Here is a 26,377-nt window from a genome sequence, read left to right as displayed (position 1 = left end):
CGCTATGGCCTGCACGCAAACGACGGAAAGCCGCTCTTGTTCAACATGATCCCCAGCATAGACCGCTATATCCTGCGGCTGGTCATCGTACCGATGCTGGGCGTGTTTGCGCTTGCTGCATCGCTGCTGACGCTCGACAAGATGCTGCGATTGTTCGATTTCGTCGCGGTCGAAGGTGGGCCGGTGGGCGTCGTGTTCAAGATGCTGGGCGCGCTGATCCCCGAATATGCGAGCCTTGCGATCCCCTTGGGCCTGCTGCTGGGCGTGTTGCTGGCGTTCCGCAAGCTAGCGACATCCTCCGAGCTTGATACGATGCGCGCGGTCGGGTTGTCGTATAACCGGCTGCTCAGGATGCCCTATCTCATCACGCTGGTGATGGTCGCGCTCAACATTGCGCTGGTATTCTATATCCAGCCGATCAGCCGCTATTACTACGAGCAGATGGAGTACGAACTGCGCTCCGGCGCGCTGGGGGCTTCGATCAAGGTGGGCGAGTTCACCACCATCGCCGACCGCATGGCGCTGCGGATTGAGGAGAGCGAGGATGATGGCCGCCGGTTGATCGGCATCTTCGCCCGCGTCGCCAATGCCAAGGGGCAGGTGCTGTCGATTTCCGCGCGCGAGGGTGCGTTCCTCTCCACCCGCGACAATCCCGATACGATCATCCTGCGCCTCACGGAAGGCACGATCATTCAGGACACCGGGATGCAGGGGCAGACCCCGCGCGTGCTGAGTTTCAGCCGCCACGACCTGCCGATTGATCTACCTGCGATCGAGAAATTCCGCGCGCGCGGCGATGCGACGCGCGAGTACATCCTGCCCGAACTGCTCAAGATGGGCTGGAGCCGCGACAGCGCGCCCGATCAGCGTGACGCCAGTGTCGCCAGCTTCAACTTCCGGCTGGTCGAGATCGTGATGATGTTCCTGATGCCGCTCTTGGCAGTGGCGCTGGCGATCCCGCCCAAGCGATCCACCAGCGCGCTGGGGGTGTTCGTGTCGATCGTGATGGTGGTCGCCTATCACAAGATCAACCAATACGGCGAGGATGTCGCCTCGCTCGGTCGGCTTGATCCGATCCTCGCCTTCTGGGTGCCCTTCGTGCTGTTCGCGGGCCTTATTATTTGGATGTATTACCGCGTCGCCTATGTCCCCGGCGGGCAGGCGATCGGCGCGCTGGAGATGGCCTTTGCCAAGCTGTCGAAGCGGGTGAGGAAGCTGTTCTCGCGCCGCCGTCCGCGTGCGGCGGGGCCTGCGCCGCAACCGGCGCCGGCAGAGTAGGCGGCGATGCAGCTCGACTTCTTCCCCTCGCGCACACTGACGATCTATCTGGCGAAGATGTTCGTGGTGCGCATCCTTGCGGTGCTCGTCATGCTGGTGCTGGTGCTGCTGGCGCTCGATCTGCTGTCGGCGACTGGCAAGATCCTCGCTGCACCGGGCAACGGACAGGCCGAGATCCTGCAATATGCAGGACTGCGCCTGCCGCAGCTGGTTTCCCGCTTCCTGCCCTATTCGGTGCTGCTGGCGACGCTGATCACGCTGGTGACGCTGAACCAGAACAGCGAAGTGGTGGCGATGAAGGCGGCGGGGCTATCGGCGCACCAGGTGCTCTCGCCTCTGCTGTTGACCGCAGCGTTGGTGTCACTGGGGAGCTTCGCCTTCAACGAGCGGGTCGTCACCCGCGCCAATGCGACGCTGAAGGCGTGGGAGAGCGCGGATTACGGCCCGATCCCGCCCGCGCAGACCGGCGGGGTGCGATCCAGCATCTATCTCACCGATGGCGACAATATCCTCACCGCCGCGACCCTAACAGGAACGGGCGAGAGCATCGTGCTGACCGGCGTGACGTGGTACGCCCGCGCGCCCGGCGGGATCATCCGCGAACAGATCCGCAGCGCCCGCGCGACCTATGCCGGTCCCGGCTGGCGGCTGGAAAACCCGGTGAAGTTCGACGTCGCCGGTGCGATTACCGAACGTCCGCCCGCCGCCGTGGTGGGCGAGACCCTCACCCCCGACCGGATCATGCTGCAATCAATCGATCCCGACGCGCAGAGTTTTTGGGAGCTGTCGCACAGTATCGACACCTATGCCGCTGCGGGCCGTAACACCGACGAGATGCGCGCCAAGTGGTGGCACCGCCTGTCTGGGCCGCTGTCCGCGCTGTTGATGCCGCTGCTGGGCTCGATCGCCGCCTTCGGGCTGGCACGATCAGGGCAATTGTTCGTGCGCGCGATCATCGGCATGGCGCTGGGGTTTGCCTATTTTGTGGTCGACAATGCCGCGCTGGCGATGGGCAGCTTCGGCGGCTACCCGCCACTCCTCGCTGCATGGGCGCCGTTCGTGCTGTTCCTGTTGCTGGGCGAGACGGTGCTGATCCGGACCGAAGAGTGAGGGGCCAGTGGTCGCTCCGGCTCGCGCGCGCGGGCGACGCCGAAGCCATGCCCGAGATTGAGCGCGCAGCGGCAGTGGTCTTTGCCGGGGAGCCGGGAATTGACCCCACTGCCACCCGCACCCCGGCTGACTTTGCTCGCCTGATCCGCAAGGGCCACAGCCTTGTCGCCCATGTCGGGGAGGCGATGGCGGGGTTTCTGGTGGCCGAACCCTTCAGCCGTGAACTCCACATTTGGGAAATGGACGTCGCCCCGGCGTACCAGCGGCGCGGCATCGGAGCCGGGCTGGTGCGCGCCGCCATGATCGACGCGCGCAACACCGGGTTCAGAGCGCTGACCCTGACGACCTTCCGCGACCTTGAATGGAACGGCCCGTTCTATGCGCGTCTGGGCTTTGAGGAGCTGACCGCTATCGACGCCCACCCACGCCTCGCCGGGGAGCTCGCGAACGAGGTGGAAGACGGCCTCCCCGCCGACCGCCGCTGCGCGATGATCTGTTTTCTGGATTAGAGCTGGGCGCCTACGCCCGCGTCCCCATCGTGCTCTTCGCGATCCGGCCCACCAGCGTCAGCATCCCGGGATGGTTCGCGCCTTCATAGGTCGAACCCTTCCCCAGCTCGCGCGCCAGGCGGCGGTGCGCTTCGGGCAGGTCGTGATACGGCATCGAGGGCATCAGGTGGTGCAGCGCGTGGTACCGCAAGCCGACCGGCGCCCAGATCTCGGCGGCCAGACCCGGCGGGGGCACGTTGACCGAATCGAGGAACTGCGCGGTTACTGTCATCGCCTCGCCCTCGTTCTCCCACAGGTGGGCAACGAGGGTGCGCAATTGGTTGAGCACCGCAGCGAGCGAAAGGATCGCCAGCGCTGTCGCCAGCGGCTGCCAACCGAACACGAACACTGAAGCGATTAGCGCCACAGCCCACAGGCTCGCACCCGCTTCCTGCCAGCGCACGCGGCCTGCGAAATCACCCTCGGGCGCCTTGCGGCGGAACTCAGGGTTGATCGACAGCGACGAGAACCGCTCCCACGTGAACTTGCGCAGCGGCGGGATGATCAGGCCCAGCGGATAGAGCACGCCGAAGCGCACAATCAGCGCCACCGGCAACAGCATCGCCACCAGCACAAACAGCGGCAGGCTCCACGGCTTCATCAGCGCGAGCGGCAGGTATTCGGGGTCTTCCACCGTGCCATATTGCGTGCGCTTGTGGTGGATCGTGTGGACGCCTTCATACATGAAGCTCGGCGTCAGCATCGGAATGCCGACGAGGAGGTTCCAACCGGTGCGAAACCCGGGGAGCGCATCGCGGTGAATGTGCGTGAGCTCGTGAATGAACATCAGCGCGCGGTAGAACGCCAGCGCGGCCACCAGACCGGCAGCAATCTTCACGCCGAGACTGCCCGATACGATTGCCACCGCAATCCCGGCGTAGCCCACGCCCGCCGAAACCAGCATATCAGTCCAATAAATCGCCGGTTTCGCCTCACCCAGCCCCTTGGTGAGGTCGCGCGCGGCGCGCAGCATCGCCTTGTCATCCTCGACCATGAACTGGACGCGTGTGGCCTTGGCGGGCTGGGGGTGGATGGTCTGGTGCATGGTCATTTTCGGCAAATCCTGAGGCTCGCCCTACCCCAAATCGGGGGCCGAGCCAAACGCGGGTTGTTGGTGACAGTGATCGATAGCCTTGCGTCAATGGCCCGGGCGCGACACAGACACCTTGATTGAAAGCAAATACGAGGATGGTTGCGTGACGGATGTGGCGGCCAAGACAGCAGAGATAGAGATCGTGCCGGTCAGCGACAAGCGCGGGCGGGCGGCTTTCGTTGATCTCGGCCGCGCTTTTTCGGATCGGCTGGAGCATTTCGTCCCGCAAATCCGCTCCGAACAGATCGAACTGGTCGACCCTGCCAAGAACCCATTCTTTGGCCATGCGCGGGTGCAATTGTTCATTGCCTCGCGCGGTGGCCAGCCGGTGGGGCGGATTTCGGCCCACATCGATGAACTTGCGCTCGCCATGCCCGCCGAACAGGGCTTTGGCCCCGGCACCGGCTTTTTCGGCTATTTCGATGCCGAGGATGAGGATGTGGCCCGCGCGCTGCTGACTGCTGCGGAAGGCTGGCTGGTGGGCGAAGGGATGACCCGCGTGCTCGGCCCCATATCGCTGTCGATCTGGGAAGAGCCCGGCCTGCTGGTCAGCGGGCAGGATCACCCGCCGATGCTGCTGATGGGCCACCACCCTGCGCATTATGCCGGCTGGATCGAGGCGGCGGGCTTTACCCGCGCCAAGACGCTCTACACCTATGATCTCGACATCACGAGCGGGTTCGGCCCGCTGGTGGACCGGCTCGTCCAGACCGGCCAACGCAACCCGCGGATCAATCTGCGCCGGGTCGACAAGAGCCGCTGGGATGAAGAGGTCGCGACCATTCTGGCGATCCTCAATGATGCATGGTCGGACAATTGGGGCTTTGTTCCCTTTACCCCGGCCGAGGTCGCCTATGCCGGCAAGAAACTGCGCGCCATCATCCACGAGGAACTGAATGTGATCGTCGAGGTCGACGGGCGGCCTGTCGCCTTCATGTTGACCTTCCCCGATGTGAACGACGCGTTGGCGAAGATCAAAGGCAAGCTGTTCCCGTTCGGCTGGATCTACATGCTGCGCTGGCTGCGCCACCCCAAGGGCGCCGGAATGCGAGTGCCGCTAATGGGGGTGCTGAAGGAGTTGCACGGAACCCGCATGGCCGGGCAGTTGGCCTTCATGATGATCGAGGCGATCCGCCTGGAAGCGATCGGCAAGTTCGAATCGACCCGCGGCGAGCTTGGCTGGGTGTTGGAAGACAACCAAGGAATGCTGGCGATCGCCGACACGATCAAGAGCAAGGTCAATCGCGAATATGTGATCTACGAGCGGAAGCTTTCTTGATTTAAAGCCACCTTCGGTGGGGCGGGTGGTCTGCATCGCGCGCCAGCGCGATACACAGAAAAAAGGCCTCCGTTGCGGAACAACGGAGGCCTTTCGGGATCGTATCACCAGCCGCTTGGACGGGAGGGGGGTCTCGGCGGTGACAATGGGATAATGATCGTCCCGAAATCCGGTTCCCGGACGCAGAGAAATTTTTTTGCCGTAACGGAAACCCTACACAAATTATGAAACTTCAGAGACTTGCCGGATAACCGCGACGGCGCTGCGGGGAACCGCTATGGGCCTTGATCGATTGCCCCAACACATCCAAGCGAAAGGTGCCTCATGTCTCTCGGAAGCCAGATCGCGGCCAACTTGCCCTTCCTGCGCCGCTATGCCCGTGCGTTGACGGGGTCGCAGGCGAGCGGGGATGCCTTTGTGCGCGAGATGCTCGAAGCCGTGCTCGCTGACGAAGCGCTGATGGCCAGCCTCGCCGGTGGGCGCGTGCCGCTCTACCGCGCGTTCAGCAAGGTCTGGGCGAGCGCCTCGGGCCCGGAAGCGACCGGCACGGCGGCGAGCGAACACGAGGCCGGCGCGCAGGCGCGGCTGGGCGTGATCACCCCGCCCGCGCGTCAGGCGTTGCTGCTGACCACGCTGGAGGACTTCACCACGGCCGAAGCCGCCGCAATCCTCGACCGCTCGCCGCAAGACGTTGCTGAGATGGTCGCACAGGCCATCGCCGATATCGAACGCGAGCAAACCACCTCGGTCCTCATCATCGAGGATGAACCGCTGATCGCGATGCAGCTTGAAGACCTCGTAATCGGCCTTGGCCACACTGTCAGCGGCACGGCTGCCACGCGCACGCAGGCCCGCACTGCGGTGGGCGAAGCGATGCCGGGGTTGGTGTTGGCCGATATCCAGCTGGCAGACGGGTCGTCCGGTCTCGATGCGGTGGATGATATCCTGTCGGTCGGGTCGATGCCGGTGATCTTCATCACGGCCTACCCCGAACGCCTGCTGACCGGCGACCGGCCCGAACCGACCTATCTGGTCACCAAGCCGTTCCAGGAAGCCACCGTGCGCGCGGCGATCAGTCAGGCGCTGTTCTTCGGATCGACGCGGCCGCTGGGCTAACCCTTCGGCCCGCCCCGCTCCCCGTCCTTCTCGCGGATGCGGAAGTCGGCCGGGCGGCGCACGGGGACGCGCAGCACGCAGCGCACGCCGGTAGTCGCAAAGTCGAGCGTCACCGGCTGGCGCAATTCGTGAGCGACAACCTTCTCGATCAGCTCGGTGCCGAACCCGCGGCGGCGCTCGGTTGCGACGGGCGGCCCGCCGGTTTCCTGCCACTCGACCTCGGCCCAGCCGGTCTCCCCGCCCTGATCGTCCCCGCGCTGCCAGCGGATCGTCACCTGTCCGCCGGGAACGCTGAGCGCGCCATACTTCGCCGCATTGGTCGCCAGCTCGTGCACCGCGAGGCCAAACGACAGCGCGTCATTGGGAGCCAGTTCCAGCTCCGGCCCGTCGAGCAGGATCGTATCGTCGAGCGCCGAGCGGAAATGCTGCAACTCCGCCTCGATCACCGCGCGGATCGGGGTGGTGCCCCAGTCCGTCACGGTGAGCAGGTCATGCGTGGCCGACAGCGCGCGGATGCGGCCTTCGAGGCTGTCGGCAAAATCGTCCAGCCCGCTCGCGCGCCTGCGGGTCAGCGACAGGATCGAGAGCACATTGGCCAGCGTGTTCTTGACCCGGTGATTGAGTTCGCGGGTCAGGGAATTGCGGATCGAGTGCTGTTCTTCAAAGAACGCCAGCCGCGCCTGATCCTCGAACGCTTGCTGGGTCAGCAGCCGCGCCAGCAGCATCAACAGGCTCGCCAGCGCCAGCCCGAAGATCAGCGTGACCATCGACAAGGGCGAAAGCACCTGTGCATTGCCGCTTTCGATCACCAGCATCAGCTTGCGGTCGGCGATGGTGACTTCCTGTTCGACCGTTTCCTTGGCCGCATCGCTGATCGACTGGGCGACCAGCAGGTGCCCCGTGCTGACCTCACCATCATAGAGCCGCACGCCGAACCGGCCCTGCCCCTGGCGGTCTATCGCGGCATCGAGAAATTCGCGCGCGCGGAACGGGGTGTAGACGAAGCCCGCCAGCCCCCGCTCACCCGGAGTGTTCATGCGGAACACCGGCATGTAGATCGCAAAGGCTGGCGCGGTGCCGCTGGTTTCCTGCACCAACACAATCCGGCCCGATGCGGCTGGACGCAGGGTCAGTTCAGCCTCGGCCATGGCGGCGGCGCGGGCGGGATCGGAATACATGTCATAGCCCAGCGCGCGGCGGTTGTGCGGCGCGGCCGGGGCAAACATCGCCACCGGCGCCACCCGCCCGGTGCGGCTGGTGGGGGCGGGGAAGATATCGGGATAGGCGGGCTCGTTGGCGCGCGTCTGGGCGAGGAACGCTGGCAGATCGCGTGCTTCCAGCACCGGGATCCAGCCGATGCCCTCGGCACCCGAATATTCGGTATTGAGCTTCAGCGCGCGCACGAAATTGTCGAAGGTCTCGGGGCTGACGTCCTCAAGGCTGGAGAAAAGTGCGGCGCCTGCCCTGAGGTATGACGTGAACCCGCTGCCGCTGCGGTCGAGTGCTGCGGCCACGCCCTGGGCATATTCGCGCATTAGCGCACGTTCGCGGGCGCGGGCGTTACTCTCGATCGCGAACACGCTGAGCGCAGTGATCGCGGCGAGCGCGAGGAAGATCACGAGCGGGATAGCGCGCGGATAGAGCACCAGCCAGCGCCGCGCCCGGCCCGACGAAGTCGGCGGCGGTGGGACGGCGGAAACAAGTTCCGGGCTGAGATTGAGCGGGTCGATGGCGTGCAATCCTGTCCGGGCGGCGGTGCAAAGCGGGACGCTGAGGTCGCAGCCGGAACCAAACTGGTAGCGCATCGTTCCCGAATCGTCCAAACTCGCAAGCGTGCCAAGGGGCCGGCCATCGTGGTATGGTCGGCCAACAGAGCGGCGAAATCGGTTCCGCAGTGGGGCCGGGACCACGGGATCAGGGACACACCACAGCATCATGGCCTCGAATTTCAATCAGGGTGGCAGCAATGGCGAGGGCGACGATGGCGCCCACAGCCGCCCGCCCGAATGGGCCGATGGGCTGAAGCAGCTGTATGATTCGGTGGTCGAAGAGGCTTTGCCCGACAGTTTCAAGGATCTGCTCGACCGGCTCGACGCGATTGACCCTGCCCGCGGCAAGGGTGCAGCGCGCGATGGCCGGGACACCAGCCAATGAGCGATGGGCCAGCGAACGACGAACGCGAGCCGGGTGGCAGCCTTTCGGCCATCGACAAGGCCAGTTTCAAACGCGAGCTGACAGACGTCGTCCCCCATCTGCGCGCCTTTGCGCGGGGCTTGTGCGGCCGACCTGACCTCGCCGATGATCTGGTGCAGGAAACCTTGCTCAAGGCATGGGCGGCGCAGGACCGGTTCGAACCCGGCACCTCGATGCGCGCCTGGACCTTCGTGATCCTGCGCAACGCCTACCTCACCGATATGCGTCGCAACCGCTTCCGCGGCGAGTATGACGAAGGCGTGGCCGAACGCATCCTGACCGCGCCTGCGGGGCAGGAAGAACCGATCCATCTGAGCGACCTGCACCGCGCGCTGCTGACGCTCCCGGCGGAGCGACGCGAGGCGTTGTTGCTCGTCGGCGCAGGCGGGTTTTCCTACGAGGAAGCGGCGCAAATCTGCGGCTGCGCCGTCGGCACGATCAAGAGCCGCGTCGGCCGCGCCCGCGCCGCGCTCACCGAAATGCTGGCGAATGGCAGCATCCCGCGCCGTTCGAGCGATGACGATGTGGCGCACAGCGCGATCCTCGAGGAGCTGGACGAGGTCGCGGCGGGCAATGGGGTGAGTTCGCGGCCTTGACCCCCCGCCCCGGGCTTTATCCGGGGCCCAGCTTTTCCCTTCCCGCTCAAAGGTAGCGGGGTCCCGGGTCAAGCCCGGGACGGGGAGAAAGCAAAAGGCCCGAAGGATCGCTCCTTCGGGCCTTCCTTTTGTGCGATTCACTCAGACTTACGCGTAAGTCCACACCGTCCCGCGTGCGAGGTTTTCGCTGGCGAAGGCCCAGTTGAGCTTGTTCTCGACCACGGCGTCCAGATAGGCCGGGCGCTTGTTCTGGTGATCGAGGTAATAGGCGTGCTCCCACACGTCGAGCACCAGCAGCGGGTTAAAACCGCTGTCGGCCAGCGTGTCGGCATCGTGGGTTTCCTCGATGCTGAGCTTGCCGTCCTTTTCAGCCAGCCACACCCAGCCCGACGCAAAGTGGCCAACGCCGCGATCCTTGAGCTTCTGCTTCAGCTCGTCGACCGAGCCGAACGTCGCTTCGATCCCGGCGACCAGTTCATCCGAAGGTGCAGTGGTTTCTGCTGCCATCGAGTTCCAGTAGAACGCGTGGTTCCAAGTCTGCGCCGAGTTGTTGAACAGGCCCTTGTCAGCTCCGCGTGAGGCGGCGACGATCTCTTCCAACGACTTGTCGGCGTGGGCGGTGCCCTCAATCGCCGCGTTCATCTTGTCGAGATAGGTCTGGTGGTGCTTGCCGTAGTGGAACGACAGCGTCTCGGCCGAGATCGCCGGTTCAAGCGCGGAGTCGGGGTAGGGCAGCGGGGAAAGTGCGAAAGCCATGGGTGTCCTCCAGAAGGCGTGGGTTGAAACAGGGGGGTTGAAATCAGTCTCTATTGATAACGCAGATGTGGGCGAAGGGTTGCAGCTTCAAGTCGCAGCCGTCTCGGACGAAGCAGCAGCGCGGTCAACTGCGCTTGTGACAGCAACATTCATGGTGACGTTGCCCAAGGTCCGCATCAGATCGGGCAGCATCTCGACCGCGACCAGCAGCGCGAGCGGCTCGACCGGCACGCCCATCGCCAGCGCAATCGGCCCGATCGAGACGACGAAGCTGATCGATCCGGGCAGGCTGACAGCGGAAAGGCTGATGACGCTGGCAATCAGGATGCCCGCCACCGCCACGGTCGGCGAAACCTCCACACCCGCCAGCGCGGCGATGTAATAGACCACAGCGAGGTTCATTGCGGCACTGGTGGCGCGGAAGATCACCACGGCGAGTGGCAGCACGAATTCAGCGGTCGAAGCGCGCAGGCTCAGCCTTCCGGCCGAATCGAGCATCGCAGGCAGGCTGGCGAGCGAGCTTTGCGTCGAAAGCGCCACGGCTTGGGCTGGCAGCACGGCGCTGGCAAACCGCGCGCCTGTCCGCCCCAGCCCCATGGCGATGCCATAGGCGAGCGCCAAAATGAAGGTGCCCATCGCGGTCACGGTCAGCACATAATGCCCTAGAGCTGCAAACGCCCCGCCGCCGCTCTGCACGCCGACGCCGTAAGCCAGCGCGAACACGCCGATAGGCGCGATTCCCAGCACCCAGCCGATGATCAGCAGCATGACATTGCCCAGCGCATGGAAGAACCCCAGCAGCCGCTCGCCCTGATCTTCGGGCAGACGGGTGATGGCGACCGCGAACATCACGAAGAACAGCGTCAGCGGCAGCATCGCGGTCTCGGCTGCGGCGGCGATGATGTTTGGCGAGACGAGCGAGGCCATGAAGTCGAGCACACCGGGCACTTCGCCCACGCTCTCCGATGTTTTGGCAAGAAACGCACCTGCGCCTTCTGGCACCGGGAAAGCGCGCAGCAGCGCCGGCATGGCAATCGAGGTGAAGGCCCCGCCCGCCAGCTGCACCGCGACCATGATCGCCAGCATCCGCCGGGCCACCGTGCCAACCCGGGCGGCCATGATCATCTGCACCAGCCCCAGCACCAGCAGCGCTGCAACCAGCGGAGTGATCGTCATCTGCAAGGCGCGCAGCCACAGCCCGCCGATCAGCGCGGCGATATCCGTCAGCGCAGCCGGTGCGCCCATCGCTCCCCCGGCGATCCCCGCCAGCAGGCCGCCGACCAGCGCGGCAAAGGTCAACGCCACCGGCAGGCGGATCGAAACCAGTGCGAATTTCCCCTGCGCGCCCGAACCGGGCGCCGCGTTTTCACTTTCGAGCAATGCCATATCCCTTAAACGAGCGCCCCGCCCTTCCCTTTGGCCGATAACCGCGCCAGAAGCGCGAGACAATCTTGCTGAAGCGGGGACGGGACTTTCATGGCACGCAAGCTGTTCGGGACGGACGGGATCAGAGGCCGCACCAATGCCGGCGTAATGACCGCCGCGACCGCGATGAAGGTCGGGCAGGCCGCCGGACGCCACTTCGTGCGCGGTGGGCACCGCCACCGGGTGGTGATCGGCAAGGACACGCGCCTGTCGGGCTATATGATGGAAAGCGCGCTGGTGGCGGGCTTCACATCTGTCGGGATCGACGTGATCATGACCGGGCCGCTGCCGACCCCTGCCATCGCCCTGCTGACGCGGGAAATGCGCGCGGATCTGGGCGTGATGATCTCGGCGAGTCACAACCTGTTCGCGGACAATGGCATCAAGCTGTTCGGCCCCGATGGCTTCAAGCTGTCTGACGAGGCGGAGGCGGAAATCGAGCGGTTGATGGAAACCGACATCCCCCTCGTACCTGCCGAACGCATCGGCCGCGCGCGCCGGATCGAGGATGCGCGCGGGCGCTATATCCACGCGGTCAAGCAATCGGTCGCCGCCGATATCCGCTTCGATGGTCTGAAAGTGGTGGTCGATTGCGCCAATGGCGCGGCATACCAAGTGGCTCCTTCAGCGATCTGGGAGCTGGGGGCCGAGGTGATCGCCTTGGGCGTCACCCCCAACGGCATCAACATCAACGACGGAGTCGGCTCCACCGCGATTGCCGCGCTGCAAGCCAAGGTGGTCGAGGAAGGCGCGGATATCGGCATTGCGCTGGACGGCGATGCCGACCGGCTGATCGTGGTCGATGAAAAAGGCCGCGCGGTCGATGGCGACCAGATCATGGCGCTGATCGCCGGGCGGATGCAGGACAAGGGCCTGCTGCGCGGCGGCGGGATCGTGGCGACGGTGATGAGCAATCTCGGCCTCGAACGCTATCTGGCGGGCCGGGGCCTCACCCTCGAACGCGCCAAGGTGGGCGACCGCTATGTGCTCGAAGCGATGAAGGCGGGCGGGTTCAATGTCGGCGGCGAGCAATCGGGCCACATGATCCTGCTCGACCACGGCACCACCGGCGACGGCACAGTCGCCGCGCTGCGGGTGCTGGCGAGCCTAGTGCGGTCCGGCAAGCCCGCAAGCGAAGTGCTGCACGTGTTCGATCCGGTCCCGCAATTGCTCAAGAACGTGCGCTACGAAGGCGGCAAGCCGCTCGACAATCCGCAGGTGCAGGCCGTGATCGCCGAGGCGGAAGCGGCGCTGGCGGGCAAGGGCCGCCTGGTGATCCGCCCTTCGGGCACCGAGCCGGTGATCCGCGTGATGGCCGAAGGTGACGACCGCGCGCAGGTCGAACAGGTGGTCGACGCCATCTGCGAAGCCGTGCACGCGGCAGTTTAGGAGACACCGCGATGCTGGAAATGCGCCCCGATTGCGAAACCTGCGGCATCGGTCTCCCCGCCGAAGCGCCCGGCGCGTTCATCTGCTCGTTCGAATGCACCTATTGCGCCGAATGCGCCGAGGACTTGGACGACCGCTGTCCCAATTGCGGCGGCGAACTGGTCGACCGCCCGACGCGCGCTAAGGCGCTCCACGCGAAGTATCCGCCGAGCACGGAGCGGAAGTACAAGGGCTGAGGCAGGCGCGCGAGGGTCTGCTACGCTAAGGTTGGGGAGCGACCTAGGTTCGCCGCGCTCGTCATCCCAGCGAAAGCTGGGATCTAGGGCGGCAACCTCTGCACTATTTGGCCCTAGGCCCCAGCGTTCAACCTTCGGTTGTGCTTCGCAACCGCTGGGGTGACGGGATGAACCGAATCCACCCAACCCCTGCAAAACAATCCAATCCTGAGCACAGACTTGCTATGGCGGGTGCATGACCACCCCCCCACCCCCCCGCATCCTCAGCATCGCCGGTTCCGACTCATCAGGTGGCGCTGGCATTCAGGCGGATATCAAGACCATCACCATGCTCGGCGGCTATGCCATGACTGCGATCACCGCGATCACGGCGCAGAACACGGTCGGCGTCCAAGGGATCGTCCCGCTCGCGCCGGAGATGGTGGCGCAGCAGATCGCCTCGTGCATCGACGATATCAGCGTTGACGCGATCAAGATCGGGATGCTGCACGATGCCGCAGTCATCGCCGCCGTGGCCGAGGCGCTGGAGGGGGTTGAGGCGCCCATCGTGCTCGATCCGGTGATGATCGCCACCAGCGGCGCAGCGCTGATTGGACCTGATGCGGTCGAAGCCATGCGCGCGCTGCTGTTCCCGCGCGCGGCGCTGATCACCCCCAACCTGCCCGAACTCGCGCATCTCGTCGGCCGCCCGCTCACCACCCACGAAGCCATGGTCGACGCTGCCGAGGAACTCGCCGAGGAAGTCGGCACGGCGGTGCTGGCCAAGGGCGGGCATGGCGATACGGACCGCATCCGCGATGTGCTTTACTTCCCTGAAACCGGAGCTGCGGGCGCGCGGATCGTTGCCTTCGATCATGCGCGGATCGACACCCGGCACACCCACGGCACCGGCTGCACCCTGTCATCGGCGATAGCGACGCTGCTCGGCCACGGTCAGCCGCTGGAACACGCGGTCAGGCTGGCGCGGCAATTCGTGATCCGTGCGATCGAAGCCGCCCCCGGATTCGGCGCCGGCCACGGCCCGCTCGGCCATCAGGCGGTGCGCAGCCTTGCCTAGCTTTTGATCTCGTAGAAATCGCAGATGCAGGCCCAGGCCTCCTCAGCGGTTTCCACCCAGGTAAACAGGTCGAGATCGGCTTTAGAGATCACGCCTTCCTCGGCCAGCGCTTCGAAATTCACGACCCGGTTCCAGAATTCCTTGCCGAACAGGATGATCGGCATCGGCTTCATCTTGCCGGTCTGGATCAGCGTGACGAGCTCGAAGAACTCGTCAAACGTCCCGAACCCGCCGGGGAAGACCGCGACCGCGCGGGCGCGCAGCAGGAAGTGCATCTTGCGCAGCGCGAAGTAGTGGAACTGGAAGCTGAGGTACGGCGTCACATAGGGATTCGGCGCCTGCTCATGCGGCAGGACGATGTTGAGTCCAATCGATTCGCTGCCCGCGTCAGACGCGCCGCGGTTGCCCGCCTCCATGATCGAAGGCCCGCCGCCGGTGGTGATGACGAACTGGCGCAGGCCATTCTCGATGATACCCTTTTCGCTGACCAACCGGGCGAGCTTGTAGGCCTCGTCGTAATACTTGGCCTTCTCGGCGAGGCGGGCGGCGACCTTCTGGTCATACTCGTCGCCACCCTCGGCCGCCGCAATCCGTGCCTCGGCCTGCGCGGGCGAAGGGATGCGGGCCGAGCCGTACATCACCAACGTCGAGCCGACGCGGGCTTCATCGAGCAGCATTTCGGGCTTAAGCAATTCCAGCTGGAATCGCACCGGGCGCAGTTCATCGCGCAGCAGGAAATCGGTGTCGCGGAAGGCGAGCTTATAGGCCGGATGCGCGGTCTGCGGCGTGCGCTCGGGCCCACCCTCGGCGAAGCGGGTCTCTTCGCCCGCACGGTAGAACTTGCGGTCGGTCAGGTCTTTTTCGGTCATGGCTAAACCCCTAGTAGGGGGTGGTTAGCCCCGCAATAGGCTTGATTTGCTGCAATGTTTCTGACGTGCGTCAGAGCGTTGCTTCCACATGAAACATTCGGACGATGGGTGGCTGGATGCCCCGCAAGGATTCGAACCTTGATTGACGGAGTCAGAGTCCGCTCTCTTACCATTAGAGGACGGGGCATTGGCCTTCCCCACCGGCAAAGTCCGGCGGCGTCGACGAAGGCGCTCCCTAGTTTCGCAGCGGCGCAAGGTCAAGCACGCGTTGCGCCTGCATTGCTTGCTCTTGCGCGGCGCTTGGGTTAGCTTGGCCCCAAGTGCCATGCGCCCCACATCGCGCGCATGGTGATATGAAAGTAATGTGATCATGGCGGAAACTCTCCCGCCGGACAGGAATAGAAGTGCTGGGAAAAACCGGGGCGGCAAGTCCGGCAAGGTAGTCGATTTCCGCTACAAGCGCCCCCCTCAGCCCGATGCCAGAGCCAATGGCCGTGCCAAAGGCAATGGCGTAGACCGGCCCAAGCCTGACTTGGCCGATATTGGTGCGATGAAGCCCGCCAGCCACGGTGAGGCCTATGCCGCATTGGACCTTGGCACCAACAATTGCCGCCTGCTGATCGCCCGCCCTTCGGGCCGCGATTTTACTGTGATCGACGCCTTCAGCCGGGTGGTGAAGCTGGGCGAAGGCCTTGCCACCAGCGGGCGGCTGTCCGACGCGGCGATGGACCGCACATTGAGTGCGCTCAACATCTGCGCTGACAAGTTGCAGCGCCGCAATGTCCGCCTCGCCCGGTCGGTCGCGACCGAGGCGTGCCGCCGCGCCGAAAACGGGCTCGAATTCATCGAGCGGGTGCGGCGCGAGACGGGCATCGCGCTCGACATTATCAGCGCCGAGGAAGAAGCGCGGCTGGCAGTGCTGGGTTGCCACATCCTGCTGGAAGAGGGCACCGGCCCGGCGGTGATCTTCGACATTGGCGGCGGATCGACCGAGCTGGTGCTGGTCGAAGCAGTCGGCGAGGGCGCCAGCCGGGTGCCGCGCATCCTCGATTGGCAGAGTGTGCCGTGGGGCGTTGTCTCGCTCACCGATACGGTCGGCCGCGCCGAAGACAGCGAAGCCGCGCGCATCGCCCGCTTTTCGCAGATGCAGCAGATGGTCGCCGACAGTTTCGCCCCCTTCGCCTCCCGCGTGGCGGGGGCCGCGCAGCACGAAGATATCCGCCTGCTGGGCACCAGCGGCACGGTGACGACGCTTGCCAGCCTGTATCTCGAACTGCCGTGCTATGACCGCAAGGCGGTGGACGGGTTGATCGTGCCCTCTGGCGAGATGCGCGAGATCAGCGCACGGCTTTCGGTGATGACGCCCTATGAACGCTCCACCTTGCCCTGCATTGGGCAGGACCGCGCCGACTTGGTGGTGGCAGGCTGCGCGATCCTTGAGGCGATACTCGACCTGTGGCCCGCGCGGCGGTTGGGCGTGGCAGACCGGGGGATCCGCGAAGGCATTCTCAGAAGCATCATGGCGGCCGAGCGCCAGTCGGAACGATCGCTCAAAGCGCTGCAAAGGCAGCGCGGCGGCCAGAACAATGGACGGGACGCAAAATGAGCCGCGGTGACAAGACGCCGAGCAAGCGGGTCAAAACCGCCAAGGGCCGCACTGCCAGTCAGGTGCGCTGGCTGGAACGCCAGCTCAATGACCCCTACGTCAGGCAGGCCAAGGCCGACGGTTATCGCAGCCGCGCGGCGTACAAGCTGATCGAGCTCGACGAGAAGTTCGGCTTGCTCAAGGGCGCGCAGCGGGTGGTCGATCTTGGCATTGCGCCGGGCGGCTGGTCGCAGGTGGTGCGCGCCAAATCACCCAAGGCCGAAGTGGTGGGGATCGACCTGCTCGAAGTCGAACCGCTGGAGGGCGTGACGATTTTCCAGATGGATTTCATGGCCGATGATGCCCCGGCCAAGCTCGCCGAAGCCTTGGGCGGGCCGCCCGATCTGGTGCTGTCGGACATGGCGGCCAACACCGTCGGCCACAAGCAGACCGATCACCTGCGCACGATGGGCTTGGTCGAGGCGGCGGCGTGGTTCGCGGCCGAGAATCTTGCGCCGGGGGGGGCTTTCGTCGCCAAGGTGCTGGCGGGCGGCACGGACAGCGATCTGCTCGCGCTGCTGAAAAAGAACTTCACGCAGGTAAAGCACGCCAAACCCCCGGCGAGCCGCAAGGGCTCGTCGGAGTGGTATGTGATCGCCCAAGGTTTCAAGGGCTGACGTGAGGGGAGAGGGGGCGGCCTGACGCCGCCCTCCCCTGATGCTTATTCCGTCGCAGCCGCCGGATCAGTGCCTGCCTCGGCAGTGGCGACGGCTTCCGCCTCGCCTTCGGCAGCAGCGGCTTCACCTTCGGCAGCAGCGGCAGGTGCAGCAGCAGCCGGGAACGGCAGGTTCGAACCCTGCGCGTTGAGGTAGGCCGCAATCGCGGCGCGATCTTCAACCTTGCCAAGACCGGCGAAGCTCATCTTGGTGCCCGAGACCATGCCCTTGGGGTTCTTGAGCCAGGTGTCCATCTTGTCCCAGTCCCAGGTGCCGCCCACGGCCTTCAGCTCGGCGCTGTAGGCAAAGCCGGCATGGCTTGCCACGGCCTTGCCCATCGTGCCGTGCAAGTTCGGGCCGATGCCATTGGCGCCGCCCGCATTGATGGTGTGGCAGCTCTGGCACTTGGCGAAGGCCTTCTCGCCCGCAGCGACCAGTTCGGCAGCGGGCATGGCGTTCAGCGCATCCGCAATCGAGGCTTCCGCCGGGCCAGAGCCTTCTTCGACCGCGCCTTCGATCACGTAGCCGAGCTTTTCGGGCCGATCCGGCTTATCGCCGTGGAAATAGCCTTTCGAAAGCTGCGCGAGCCCAAGGCCCACGACGCCCGCGAACAGCACCCAGCCTGCGGCAGTGTTGAACAGATCGCCGCCGCCGGTCTGGCTGGCCGCGTTATCCTGCGAAGAGTTATCCTGTGTCATCCCGGGCGGCTCATAGTGTTGCCAGCCGAGGCGCGCAAGACTGATCGTGGCACGAATTCTTGCACCTTTTGCAAGCGGGCTTGTGCCTGCGCGCCTGCGCCTCTAGGCGGCTTGCACCATGCGATCCTTTCCCGGCCCCGCCCTTGCCATCGTCGACCAGATGCGCGCCGCAGCTTTGGCAGAGCCTGCACGCACGATTGCGTTTCAGGGCTCGCCGGGGGCCAATTCGCACCGCGCCGCCACCGAAGCGCGGCCTGACATGCTGCCGCTGCCCTGCTTCAGCTTTGAAGACGCGCTGGAAGCGGTGAAGGACGGGCGGGCGGCGCAGGCGATCATCCCGATCGAGAATTCGCAGCACGGGCGGGTCGCCGATATCCACTTCCTGCTGCCCGAAAGCGGCCTGCACATCATCGGCGAATATTTCATGCCGATCCACCATGCGCTGATGGCGCTGGGCTCCGGCCCGTTTGAGGCGGCCTACAGCCACCCTCAAGCGCTCGGCCAGTCGCGCCACTATCTGCGGGCGCGCGGGATCGTGCCGCTGAGCCACGCCGATACCGCAGGCGCAGCGGCCTATGTGGCCGAGCGCGGCGATCCCACTGTTGCCGCCATCGCCCCCGCCCTCGCCGCCGAGCTCTACGGGCTCCAGATCATCGAGCACAATGTCGAGGACAGCGCGGACAATATGACCCGCTTCGTGATCCTCGCCAGTGAGCCGCTGGCGACCAGCGCGCTTGAGGGCAAGCCGGTGATGACCACCTTCATCTTTGAGGTGAAGAACATCCCCGCCGCGCTCTACAAATCGCTGGGCGGGTTTGCGACCAATGGGGTCAACATGACCAAGCTCGAAAGCTACCAGCAAGGCACCAGCTTTGCCGCCACCACCTTTTACGCCGACATCATCGGCGCGCCGGGTGATCCGGCAGTGGACCGCGCGCTGGAAGAATGCGCGTTTCATTCCAAGGTCTTGCGCATTCTGGGCAGCTACGAACAGGCCCGCGCCAGAGGCTAAAACGCGGATAAGGCGCGGATAGCACGGCCGCCGCGCTGTTTCCCGTTGCGCGGGCGCTCCCGGCGTGCCACCACCGTTGGTGGATGACCGCAGCGGCCGCTTCTTCGCCTTCCGAATCATTAGCCAATTCAGGCGGATCGCCTCCCGCCGGATGGGACACGCTGCACGCCGAGGGCAATGTCCAGTTCGCCCCGGTCGAAATCCCACCCATCGCTCCGCCCGAGCCAAGCTGGCTGGAACGCCAATTGAACGCCCTTGGCGAAATGCTCGCCGATTGGCTGGCGCCGGCAGGGCTGGCGCTCGGCGATTCCTGGTGGTGGCTGCAATGGGTGTTGCTGGGCATAGTCGGGCTGCTTGCGCTGGTGCTGCTGGTGCGCCTGATCGATCCGAGCTTTTTCCGCCGCGCCAAATCCGCTGCCTCGGACGCGGGGACAAATAACACCTGGCAACCCGATCAGGCGGCCAGCCTTGCCCTGCTCGAAGATGCCGACCGGCTCGCCGCCGAAGGGCAGTTCGATGCGGCGACCCACCTGCTGCTTCAGCGCAGCGTGGGCCAGATCGCCGCGGCGCGGCCCGATTGGGTCGAACCGTCGAGCACCGCGCGTGAACTCGCCGCGCTTCCCGCCCTGCCCGACACCGCGCGCACGGCTTTCGTCGTGATTGCCGAGCGGGTCGAACGCTCGCTGTTCGCGCTGCGGACGCTCGACCGCAGCGATTGGGAGGCCGCGCGCGCCGCCTATGCCGACTTCGCGCTCGCCCGGATCGATCCGCGCGGGACACCGCTGGGGCGGGCGGCATGACGTCCGGCGCGGCCTTTTCGCGCGGCGGGGTGCTGGCGCTGGTGGTGGGCGGCTTTGCGCTGTTCTTCGCCGCGCTGTATCTGATCGGCGCGGGCGAGGACTTCGGCGGAACGCGCGGACAGGGACAGGCTCATGCCGCCAGCAACGGCTTGAACGGCTATGCCGGCCTCGTTCGTTTGGTCGAGGCGGCGGATTATGAGGTCGCTCGGTCGCGCAGCCCACAAGGGTTGGAGACCAGCGGCCTGCTGGTGCTGACCCCTCCGGCTTTTGGTGATGGCGAGGCAATCGCCGAAATCCTCGAAAACCGCACCTTTCTTGGTCCGACGCTGGTGATCCTGCCCAAATGGTTCGCCATACCACCCTCGGACCAGCTCCCCTCCGAAGCCCGCGACAAGTTCAAGCGCGGCTGGGTGATCCTCAACGGTGCGGAAGCGACGGAATGGCCTGAGGTCTTACCCAAACCCTATCGGTTCACCCACGAATTGGCCGAGGACGATGAAAGCGCCGCCGGGGACCGTTGGAGCGGGCTGGGCCTTGCCGGACGCTTGCCGACCTCCGCCACCATGTATGCCGTGCCCGAAGCCGCGCACGAGGTGCTGATCGCCGATGCCGAAGACCGCGCGCTCGCCTTTTGGGTCAACCCCGGCGAGGGCCTTGACGATGACAACCCGGCCTATCCAGTGATCTTTCTCGCCGAGCCTGACCTTGCCAACAATTATGGCCTTGCCGACGCCAACCGCGCCGCGGCGGCCGTGGCACTGGTGGACTGGTTGGCGGATGATGCCGACATTTACGAAGTCACTTTCGACATGACGCTCAATGGCTTTGGCGCGTCGGAAAACCTGCTGACGCTGGCCTTCCGCCCGCCGTTCCTTGCCGCGACGCTGAGCTTGCTGGTGGCGCTGCTGATCGTCGGCTGGCGCGCGTTCCAGCGGTTTGGCCCACCGGCTGCGCCTGCCGGACCAGACATCGCTTTCGGCAAGCGCCAGCTAATCGCCAATGGTGCTGGCCTGATCCTGCGCGCCCGGCGGTTCCGGCTGCTGGGTGCGCCCTACGCCGCCTTGTCCGCGCGGCGGCTGGCCGAACGGCTCGGCCTCGGCCGGCCCGATCCGCAGGCGATTGACGAAGCGCTCGCCCGCCGCCTGCCGCAGGAAGAACCCTTCACCCGCCGCGCCGCACGGCTGGAAGCGGCGGCGAAACCCGCCGACATTCTGGCCGCCGCGCAAAGCCTCGACGACCTCAACGCCAAGCTATCGCAGGGACAATGATGACCATGACACTCGACGACGTCCGCAGCCTCGCAGGCGCCATCCGCAGCGAAATCGCCAAGGCGATCGTCGGGCAGGAAGACATGGTCGACATGCTGCTGACCGCTCTGCTGGCAGAAGGCCATGTGCTCCTGGAAGGCCCGCCGGGAACCGCCAAGACCTTCCTTGCGCAAAGCTTTGCAACCGCCTTGGGCCTCGATTTCGGACGCATCCAGTTCACGCCCGATCTGCTGCCGGGCGACATTCTCGGGTCGAACCTGTTCAACTTCCAGACCAGCCAGTTCACGCTGACGCGCGGGCCGATCTTCTGCGATCTGCTGCTGGGTGACGAGATCAACCGCACCCCGCCCAAGACGCAGGCCGCGCTGCTTGAAGCGATGCAGGAACGCCGCGTCACGCTGGACGGGGAGACGCACCAGCTGCCCGAACGCTTCATGGTGGTCGCGACCCAGAACCCGATCGAGAACCAGGGCGTCTATCCCCTGCCAGAAGCCCAGCTTGACCGCTTCCTGTTCAAGCTGCTGGTGCCCTATCCGGCCGAGGACGAGGAGGCGCGGATCGTCGCCACCTATGGCCAGCGCTCCGGCCCGCAGCGCCCCGCCGATCTGGGCGTGACCGCCGTGACCAACGCCGCCGGCCTCGTCGCGGCGAGCGGCGCGCTGGGGCAGGTTACCGTCGCGGAGGATATCACCCGCTATGTCGTGCGCCTAATCCGCGCGACCCGCGACCATGCTGAGCTGACGGTGGGTGCCTCCCCGCGCGCTGCGGTGCTGCTGGCCGGTGCCGCCCGCGCCCGCGCCGCGCTGGAGGGCCGCGCCTATGTGATCCCCGATGACGTCAAGGCGCTCGCCGTGCCGGTGCTGCGCCACCGCCTGACCCTCAGCCCCGCTGCCGAGATCGAGGGGCGCGACATGGAGGTGCTGGTCGCCGAACTGGTCGAAAGTACCGAGGCGCCGCGCTAAGGTGATCCGCGTCCTTCGCCTTGTCCTCGGCATCCTGCTGCTGCCGTTGCGGCCGCTGCTGATCGTCGCGCCGACCGAGCGGGCGGCGTGGATCGCGGCGGGGCTGGCGCCGGTGGCAGTGGTGATCGCTGCGACCTCTCCGGGCGCATGGGTGGTCGCGCCGATGCTGGGGCTGACGCTGGTGGCGCTCATCGCGCTTGATGCGGTGATGACCGGGCGGCTCGACAGCTGGGAGGTCCGCACGCCAGAAGACATCGAAGTCGGCCAGCCGAGCGTGCTCGCCATCACGGCGCGGTTCACAGGCCGCCAGCCGGCGCGGGCCGAAGCCGCGCTGGCCTGCGATCCGCGGCTGGCCCCTGAAGGCCGGGTCACGCTCACGCTCGCCCCGCAATCGTTTGGCGATGGCTGGCGCGGTGAGACGATCCTCACGCCCACCCGGCGCGGCACGGCACAGGTCGAGCGGGCGTGGATGCGCTGGGAAGGGCCTTTGCGGCTGGGCGCGCGGCAGGTCGATTATCCGCTGGGCCGCCCGGTGCGGATCTGGCCTGACCTCTCCCCGGTACGCTCACCCGATTTGCAGGCCTTCCTGCGCAACGCCCAGATGGGCCTGATCGCCCGCCGCATCCGGGGCGAAGGCACGCAGTTCGAAGCCTTGAGCGAGTACGAGCCGGGCATGGACCGCCGCCGGATCGACTGGAAGGCCAGCGCCCGCCACACCCGCCTGTTCGCCCGCGAGAACGAGAGCGAGCGCAACAACCAGATCGTGTTTGCCTTCGATTGCGGGCAGGCGATGTGCGAGCCGGTTGACGGCCTGCCGCGCATCGACCGGGCGGTCAGCGCGGCGCTCACCTGCGCCTATGTCGCGCTGAAGGGCGGGGACAAGGTCGCCCTGTTCGGCTTTGCGCAAGCCCCGCAGATCATGACGCCCTTCATCGGCGATCCGCGCGCTTTCCACCGCTTGCAGAGCGCGGCGGCGGGCCTCGATTATCAGGCGGCCGAACCCAATTTCACCCTCGCGCTCGCCACGCTCACCGGGCGGCTCCAGCGTCGTTCGCTGGTGGTGGTGTTCTCCGACTTCACCGATCCCACCGCAGCCGAACTGATGGTCGAAAGCCTCGGGCGGTTGTCGGGCAAGCATCTGGTGCTGTTCGTCACCATGACCGACAGCGAGGTCGAGGACCTGATCACCGCCCCGCCCGGCGATATCGCGACATTGGCCCGTTCGGTCACCGCCGATAGCCTCGCCCAGCAGCGCAAGCTGGTGCTGACCCGGCTGCGGCGGCTGGGAATCGACGTGCTCGAAGCGCCGTGGGCGTCGATCGGTCCGCGCCTGATCGACCGCTATCTCGCGATCCGTAACAGTGAGGCGATCGGGTGAAGGCACCGGTCATCTCGTCATGGTTCGGGCGCGGACAAGTCGCCGCGCCGCCCGATATCAAAAGCGCGGCGCTGCGGTCCGATCGCTTCCGGCTGGAGCGCGAAGGCGATTGGCGGAGGCTGGAGGACATCCTCGCCCGGATGGAGCGCGGCGGGCTGCGCCGCATCGCCGATGCCGATCTGATCGCAATGCCGGCGCTGTATCGCACCGCCGCATCGAGCCTGTCGGTCGCGCGCGAAACCAGCTTGGACGCCGCGACCCTCGGCTATCTCGAAGCACTGGTGCAGCGCGCATGGTTTCAGGTTTACGGCCCGCGGCAGGGCTTCATCCGCTGGTTTCGTAGCTTCATCTTCGGCGGCTGGAGCCGCGCGGTGCGCAGCCTGTGGCTCGACATCTGCATCGCGCTGTTCGTGATGGTGGCGGGCACGGTGGTCGGCTGGCTGCTCGTGGCGAGGGACGAGGCTTGGTATTACCGGCTGTTCCCGGCCGGCGTTGGCGAGGCCCGCGTGCCCGGTGCCAGCCGCGAACAATTGCTGGCCACCCTGGCGACCGAGAACAGCGCAGACGGCCTGTCGGCTTTCGCCGCGCAGCTGTTCGGCAACAATTCGGCGGTGTGCATCCTCGCCTTCGCGCTGGGCTTCGCCTTCGGCATCCCATCGCTGCTGCTGCTGGTGCATAACATGGCCTTGCTGGGCGCCTTGCTGTGGCTGTTCGCCGGGCAGGGGCTGGTGGTGGAGCTGGCCGCCTGGCTCTCTGTACATGGCACGACCGAACTGTTCGGCATCCTGCTGTCGGGCGCGGCGGGGCTGCATATCGGGCGGACGATGGCCTTTCCCGGCAAGCTCCCGGTGCTCGATGCGGCGGCGGCGGCCGGGCGGCGATCGGCGGTGGTGATGGTTGGCGTGGTGATCATGATGATCATCGCCGCCCTGCTTGAAGCCTTCCCGCGCCAGCTGGTCGAGGGCACCTCCGGCCGGTTCGTGATCGGCGGGACGATGCTGGCCTTCTGGCTCACCTATTTCATCCTCTACCGCCCGCGCATCGCCGGTGACGCCGCTGGGGCGGGCGCCGCATGAACAAGGCCGCCGCCGCCATCAAGCCGGACAAGCGCGCCCGCACGCTGATCACACCCGAAGGGCTGGCGCTGCCGCTCACCCTCGCCTCGCGCGGTGCGCGCGCCGGGGCGCTGATCATCGACATGGTGATCATCGTCATCGGCCTGATCGCCTTTCAGTGGGTGATGCAAGCGCTGTTCGAAGGCGTGATGGAGGGGATCGGCTTCGATCCCCAACAACGCTTGCCGGGATCGGCGGAGTTTCTGGTGATCATCTCCGTGCTGATCGGCTTTGCTGCGTGGTACGGCTATTTTCTGGTGCAGGAGCTGGGCCCGCGCGGCGCGACGCTGGGCAAGCGGCTGGTCGGCATTCGCATTGCCGCGCGCGGCGGGGGACGCCTGACGCCCGAGGCCGTGATTGCGCGCAACCTGCTGCGCGATATCGAGGTCTTCTATCCCCTGATCGCGCTGCTGATCCTCATCGGGCTGAGCAGCCAGGGTGAGGATGTCGGCGCGCTCGGCTTTGTGCTGACCGGCTGGCTGCTGTTGTTCCTGCTGTTCCCGTTCTTCAACCGCGATTGCCTGCGGGCGGGCGACATCGTCGCCGGGACCTGGGTGGTCGAGCGCCCGCGCACCCGGCTGGCCGCCGTGCTCAGCACTCAGGGCGCCGCCACCGCCGAGGGTGCGAGCGAGGTCACCGGCGTGCGCTATGATTTCGGCGAGGCGGAGCTTTCGATCTATGGCGAGCGCGAGCTTCAGACGCTGGAACGGTTGCTGCGCGATTCCCAGCCCGATGCGCTCAAGGCGGTGCACGCCACGATCTGCCGCAAGATCGGCTGGGACCCCGGCGCGGGCGACGAAAGGGCTTTCCTCGAGGCCTTCTATGGGCAATTGCGCAGCCGATTGGAGGCCGACATGCGGTTCGGCAAGCGGAAAGCGGACAAGTTCTCATGAAGATGGACCGGCGGCATTTCATCGGCGGCACCCTCGCTTTGGGGGCGTCCGCCTGCATCCCGCCCGATCAGAGCCCGATGGGCCAGTTGGCGGCAGAGCTGCGCATCATCGAGGCGGCGGGTGACGGCACGCTCGGCGTGGAGCTGTTCGACACCGTCAGCGGGATGTCGGTTGGCCTGAACCGCGATCGCCGGTTCGGCCACGCGTCCTCCTTCAAGTTCTCGCTCGCCGCGCTGCTGCTCCAGCGTCATGCGGCGGGCCAGATTGACGCGGACAAGCGCGTGACGTGGACCGAGGCCGACATGCTCGAATACGCGCCATTCACGCGTGAGCGGATTGGGGCGGGTGCAACCTTGCGCGAGTTGGCGCGGGCGACGCAGACCACTTCGGACAATCCGGCGGCCAATATCTTGCTCCGCAATCTGGGCGGCCCGGCGGGGCTGACCGCCTTCTGGCGCAGCATGGGCGACGAGGTCAGCCGGGTTGATCGCTACGAGCCGGAAATGAACATCGTCCCGCCCGCCGAATTCCGCGACACCGCCACGCCCGCCGCGATGGCGCGTAATGTCGCCAAGATCATTTACGGCGACGTCCTGCCGGAAGCCGAGCGAGCGGAGTTGAAGGGCTGGATGATCGCGACCGAAACCGGCCTGCGCCGCGTGCGCGCGGGGCTGCCCGAAGGCTGGGTCGCAGGCGACAAGACCGGCACCAGCGGCATGGTCGGCACGGAAGGCAATTACATCGACATCGGGTTCGCCGAAGGACCGAAGGGCCAGCCGCCGATCACCTTCGCCTGCTATTTCCGCGCGCGTCAGGCCGAGGGCGACATGGCCGCCCGGGCCGAACTGACGCTGTCGCGCGTGGGCCGGATCATCAAGGAATTCGCCGAGCCGGAGCGGGGGTTGCCGGTTATCGGCAAGCTTTATTGAGCAAAGCCCGTTCGCCCTGAGCTTGTCGAAGGGCCGTCCTTTTTTCGACGCTTGTTCGAAGAGAAGGGCGGTGCTT

General features: G+C 66.0%; 26 protein-coding genes and 1 tRNA gene. 20 read left to right on the top strand and 7 right to left on the bottom strand.

Going from position 1 to position 26,377, the window contains the following annotated elements; translation table 11 throughout:
• Positions 1–45: 45 nt before the first annotated feature.
• From GRI59_RS05675 to GRI59_RS05665, 3 genes are read left to right on the top strand one after another with little or no spacing between them, the layout of a single operon-like run.
• Positions 46–1,278 (top strand): LptF/LptG family permease, encoded by a 1,233-nt coding sequence (locus tag GRI59_RS05675; protein WP_160760180.1) that lies wholly within the window; start codon positions 46–48, stop codon positions 1,276–1,278.
• Positions 1,279–1,284: 6 nt separating this feature from the next.
• The gene (gene lptG / locus GRI59_RS05670; protein ID WP_160760179.1) at positions 1,285–2,388 is read left to right on the top strand and encodes an LPS export ABC transporter permease LptG; all 1,104 of its coding nucleotides are present in this window, start codon (positions 1,285–1,287) and stop codon (positions 2,386–2,388) included.
• Positions 2,385–2,897, top strand: coding sequence for a GNAT family N-acetyltransferase (locus GRI59_RS05665; RefSeq protein ID WP_337190237.1), 513 nt, complete (start codon positions 2,385–2,387; stop codon positions 2,895–2,897). Before lptG ends, GRI59_RS05665 begins: the two co-directional genes overlap by 4 nt.
• Before the next feature lie 10 nt (positions 2,898–2,907).
• Here GRI59_RS05665 and GRI59_RS05660 read toward each other — a convergent pair whose 3' ends face one another.
• Positions 2,908–3,981, bottom strand: a complete 1,074-nt coding sequence (locus GRI59_RS05660; protein WP_419866793.1) for a fatty acid desaturase family protein — start codon at positions 3,979–3,981, stop codon at positions 2,908–2,910.
• A gap of 121 nt (positions 3,982–4,102) precedes the next feature.
• Here GRI59_RS05660 and GRI59_RS05655 point away from each other — a divergent pair, with 121 nt between their 5' ends.
• On the top strand, positions 4,103–5,308 hold the full coding sequence (locus GRI59_RS05655) for an N-acetyltransferase (RefSeq protein WP_160760176.1): 1,206 nt from the start codon (positions 4,103–4,105) through the stop codon (positions 5,306–5,308).
• A gap of 324 nt (positions 5,309–5,632) precedes the next feature.
• Positions 5,633–6,424, top strand: coding sequence for a response regulator (locus tag GRI59_RS05650; RefSeq protein ID WP_160760175.1), 792 nt, complete (start codon positions 5,633–5,635; stop codon positions 6,422–6,424).
• Here the strand turns inward: GRI59_RS05650 and GRI59_RS05645 are convergent.
• The gene (locus GRI59_RS05645; protein ID WP_160760174.1) at positions 6,421–8,229 is read right to left on the bottom strand and encodes a CHASE domain-containing protein; all 1,809 of its coding nucleotides are present in this window, start codon (positions 8,227–8,229) and stop codon (positions 6,421–6,423) included. The genes GRI59_RS05650 and GRI59_RS05645 overlap by 4 nt on opposite strands.
• Positions 8,230–8,359: 130 nt before the next feature.
• Between GRI59_RS05645 and GRI59_RS05640 the strand changes: the two genes are divergently transcribed.
• A complete protein-coding gene (locus GRI59_RS05640) occupies positions 8,360–8,578 on the top strand; it encodes a NepR family anti-sigma factor (protein ID WP_160760173.1) in 219 nt (72 codons plus the stop codon).
• Entirely contained in the window at positions 8,575–9,213 is a 639-nt protein-coding gene (locus GRI59_RS05635) for a sigma-70 family RNA polymerase sigma factor (protein ID WP_160760172.1), read from the top strand. The genes GRI59_RS05640 and GRI59_RS05635 overlap by 4 nt, the downstream gene beginning before the upstream one ends.
• Before the next feature lie 147 nt (positions 9,214–9,360).
• Here the strand turns inward: GRI59_RS05635 and GRI59_RS05630 are convergent, their stop codons facing one another.
• Positions 9,361–9,969 (bottom strand): superoxide dismutase, encoded by a 609-nt coding sequence (locus GRI59_RS05630; protein WP_160760171.1) that lies wholly within the window; start codon positions 9,967–9,969, stop codon positions 9,361–9,363.
• 87 nt (positions 9,970–10,056) lie between these two features.
• Entirely contained in the window at positions 10,057–11,355 is a 1,299-nt protein-coding gene (locus tag GRI59_RS05625; protein WP_160760170.1) for a dicarboxylate/amino acid:cation symporter, read from the bottom strand.
• A 90-nt stretch (positions 11,356–11,445) separates the two neighbouring features.
• Here GRI59_RS05625 and glmM point away from each other — a divergent pair, with 90 nt between their 5' ends.
• The 3 genes from glmM (at position 11,446) to thiD (ending at position 14,076) form a co-directional block, all read left to right on the top strand.
• Complete coding sequence (glmM, locus tag GRI59_RS05620) at positions 11,446–12,783, top strand: phosphoglucosamine mutase (protein ID WP_160760169.1); 1,338 nt, start codon at positions 11,446–11,448, stop codon at positions 12,781–12,783.
• Positions 12,784–12,794: 11 nt separating this feature from the next.
• A complete protein-coding gene (locus GRI59_RS05615; protein ID WP_160760168.1) occupies positions 12,795–13,019 on the top strand; it encodes a DUF1272 domain-containing protein in 225 nt (74 codons plus the stop codon).
• Positions 13,020–13,254: 235 nt separating this feature from the next.
• A complete protein-coding gene (gene thiD / locus GRI59_RS05610; RefSeq protein ID WP_160760167.1) occupies positions 13,255–14,076 on the top strand; it encodes a bifunctional hydroxymethylpyrimidine kinase/phosphomethylpyrimidine kinase in 822 nt (273 codons plus the stop codon).
• Here the strand turns inward: thiD and GRI59_RS05605 are convergent.
• Both GRI59_RS05605 and GRI59_RS05600 read right to left on the bottom strand, forming a co-directional pair.
• The gene (locus tag GRI59_RS05605; protein ID WP_160760166.1) at positions 14,073–14,945 is read right to left on the bottom strand and encodes an LOG family protein; all 873 of its coding nucleotides are present in this window, start codon (positions 14,943–14,945) and stop codon (positions 14,073–14,075) included. The two genes, thiD and GRI59_RS05605, sit on opposite strands and share 4 nt — an antisense overlap.
• Before the next feature lie 113 nt (positions 14,946–15,058).
• Positions 15,059–15,132: transfer RNA gene (locus GRI59_RS05600), tRNA-Gln, on the bottom strand.
• Positions 15,133–15,315: 183 nt separating this feature from the next.
• Between GRI59_RS05600 and GRI59_RS05595 the strand changes: the two genes are divergently transcribed.
• Positions 15,316–16,551, top strand: coding sequence for a Ppx/GppA phosphatase family protein (locus GRI59_RS05595; RefSeq protein WP_160760165.1), 1,236 nt, complete (start codon positions 15,316–15,318; stop codon positions 16,549–16,551).
• The gene (locus tag GRI59_RS05590; RefSeq protein ID WP_160760164.1) at positions 16,548–17,207 is read left to right on the top strand and encodes an RlmE family RNA methyltransferase; all 660 of its coding nucleotides are present in this window, start codon (positions 16,548–16,550) and stop codon (positions 17,205–17,207) included. The genes GRI59_RS05595 and GRI59_RS05590 overlap by 4 nt, the downstream gene beginning before the upstream one ends.
• A 44-nt stretch (positions 17,208–17,251) precedes the next feature.
• Here GRI59_RS05590 and GRI59_RS05585 read toward each other — a convergent pair whose 3' ends face one another.
• Positions 17,252–17,944 carry a c-type cytochrome gene (locus GRI59_RS05585; RefSeq protein WP_160760163.1) on the bottom strand — a complete coding sequence of 231 codons (693 nt, stop codon included), beginning with the start codon at positions 17,942–17,944 and terminating at the stop codon, positions 17,252–17,254.
• Between the two features lie 118 nt (positions 17,945–18,062).
• Between GRI59_RS05585 and GRI59_RS05580 the strand changes: the two genes are divergently transcribed.
• From GRI59_RS05580 to bla, 8 genes are all read left to right on the top strand, one after another.
• Positions 18,063–18,956, top strand: a complete 894-nt coding sequence (locus tag GRI59_RS05580) for a prephenate dehydratase (protein WP_160760162.1) — start codon at positions 18,063–18,065, stop codon at positions 18,954–18,956.
• 83 nt (positions 18,957–19,039) lie between these two features.
• Positions 19,040–19,756, top strand: coding sequence for a hypothetical protein (locus tag GRI59_RS05575; protein ID WP_160760161.1), 717 nt, complete (start codon positions 19,040–19,042; stop codon positions 19,754–19,756).
• The gene (locus tag GRI59_RS05570) at positions 19,753–21,024 is read left to right on the top strand and encodes a DUF4350 domain-containing protein (protein WP_160760160.1); all 1,272 of its coding nucleotides are present in this window, start codon (positions 19,753–19,755) and stop codon (positions 21,022–21,024) included. Before GRI59_RS05575 ends, GRI59_RS05570 begins: the two co-directional genes overlap by 4 nt.
• A complete protein-coding gene (locus GRI59_RS05565) occupies positions 21,024–21,986 on the top strand; it encodes an AAA family ATPase (protein ID WP_183363571.1) in 963 nt (320 codons plus the stop codon). Before GRI59_RS05570 ends, GRI59_RS05565 begins: the two co-directional genes overlap by 1 nt.
• Positions 21,987–21,990: 4 nt before the next feature.
• A complete protein-coding gene (locus GRI59_RS05560; RefSeq protein ID WP_337190243.1) occupies positions 21,991–23,364 on the top strand; it encodes a DUF58 domain-containing protein in 1,374 nt (457 codons plus the stop codon).
• Positions 23,361–24,440 (top strand): stage II sporulation protein M, encoded by a 1,080-nt coding sequence (locus tag GRI59_RS05555; protein WP_160760157.1) that lies wholly within the window; start codon positions 23,361–23,363, stop codon positions 24,438–24,440. The genes GRI59_RS05560 and GRI59_RS05555 overlap by 4 nt, the downstream gene beginning before the upstream one ends.
• The gene (locus GRI59_RS05550; protein ID WP_160760156.1) at positions 24,437–25,372 is read left to right on the top strand and encodes an RDD family protein; all 936 of its coding nucleotides are present in this window, start codon (positions 24,437–24,439) and stop codon (positions 25,370–25,372) included. Before GRI59_RS05555 ends, GRI59_RS05550 begins: the two co-directional genes overlap by 4 nt.
• The gene (bla, locus tag GRI59_RS05545; RefSeq protein WP_160760155.1) at positions 25,369–26,301 is read left to right on the top strand and encodes a class A beta-lactamase; all 933 of its coding nucleotides are present in this window, start codon (positions 25,369–25,371) and stop codon (positions 26,299–26,301) included. Before GRI59_RS05550 ends, bla begins: the two co-directional genes overlap by 4 nt.
• Positions 26,302–26,377: the final 76 nt, after the last annotated feature.

The sequence above is a fragment of the Erythrobacter ramosus genome (assembly GCF_009828055.1).
GTDB classification, from domain to species: domain Bacteria; phylum Pseudomonadota; class Alphaproteobacteria; order Sphingomonadales; family Sphingomonadaceae; genus Erythrobacter; species Erythrobacter ramosus.
This window is presented reverse-complemented; position numbering and strand designations above follow the sequence as displayed.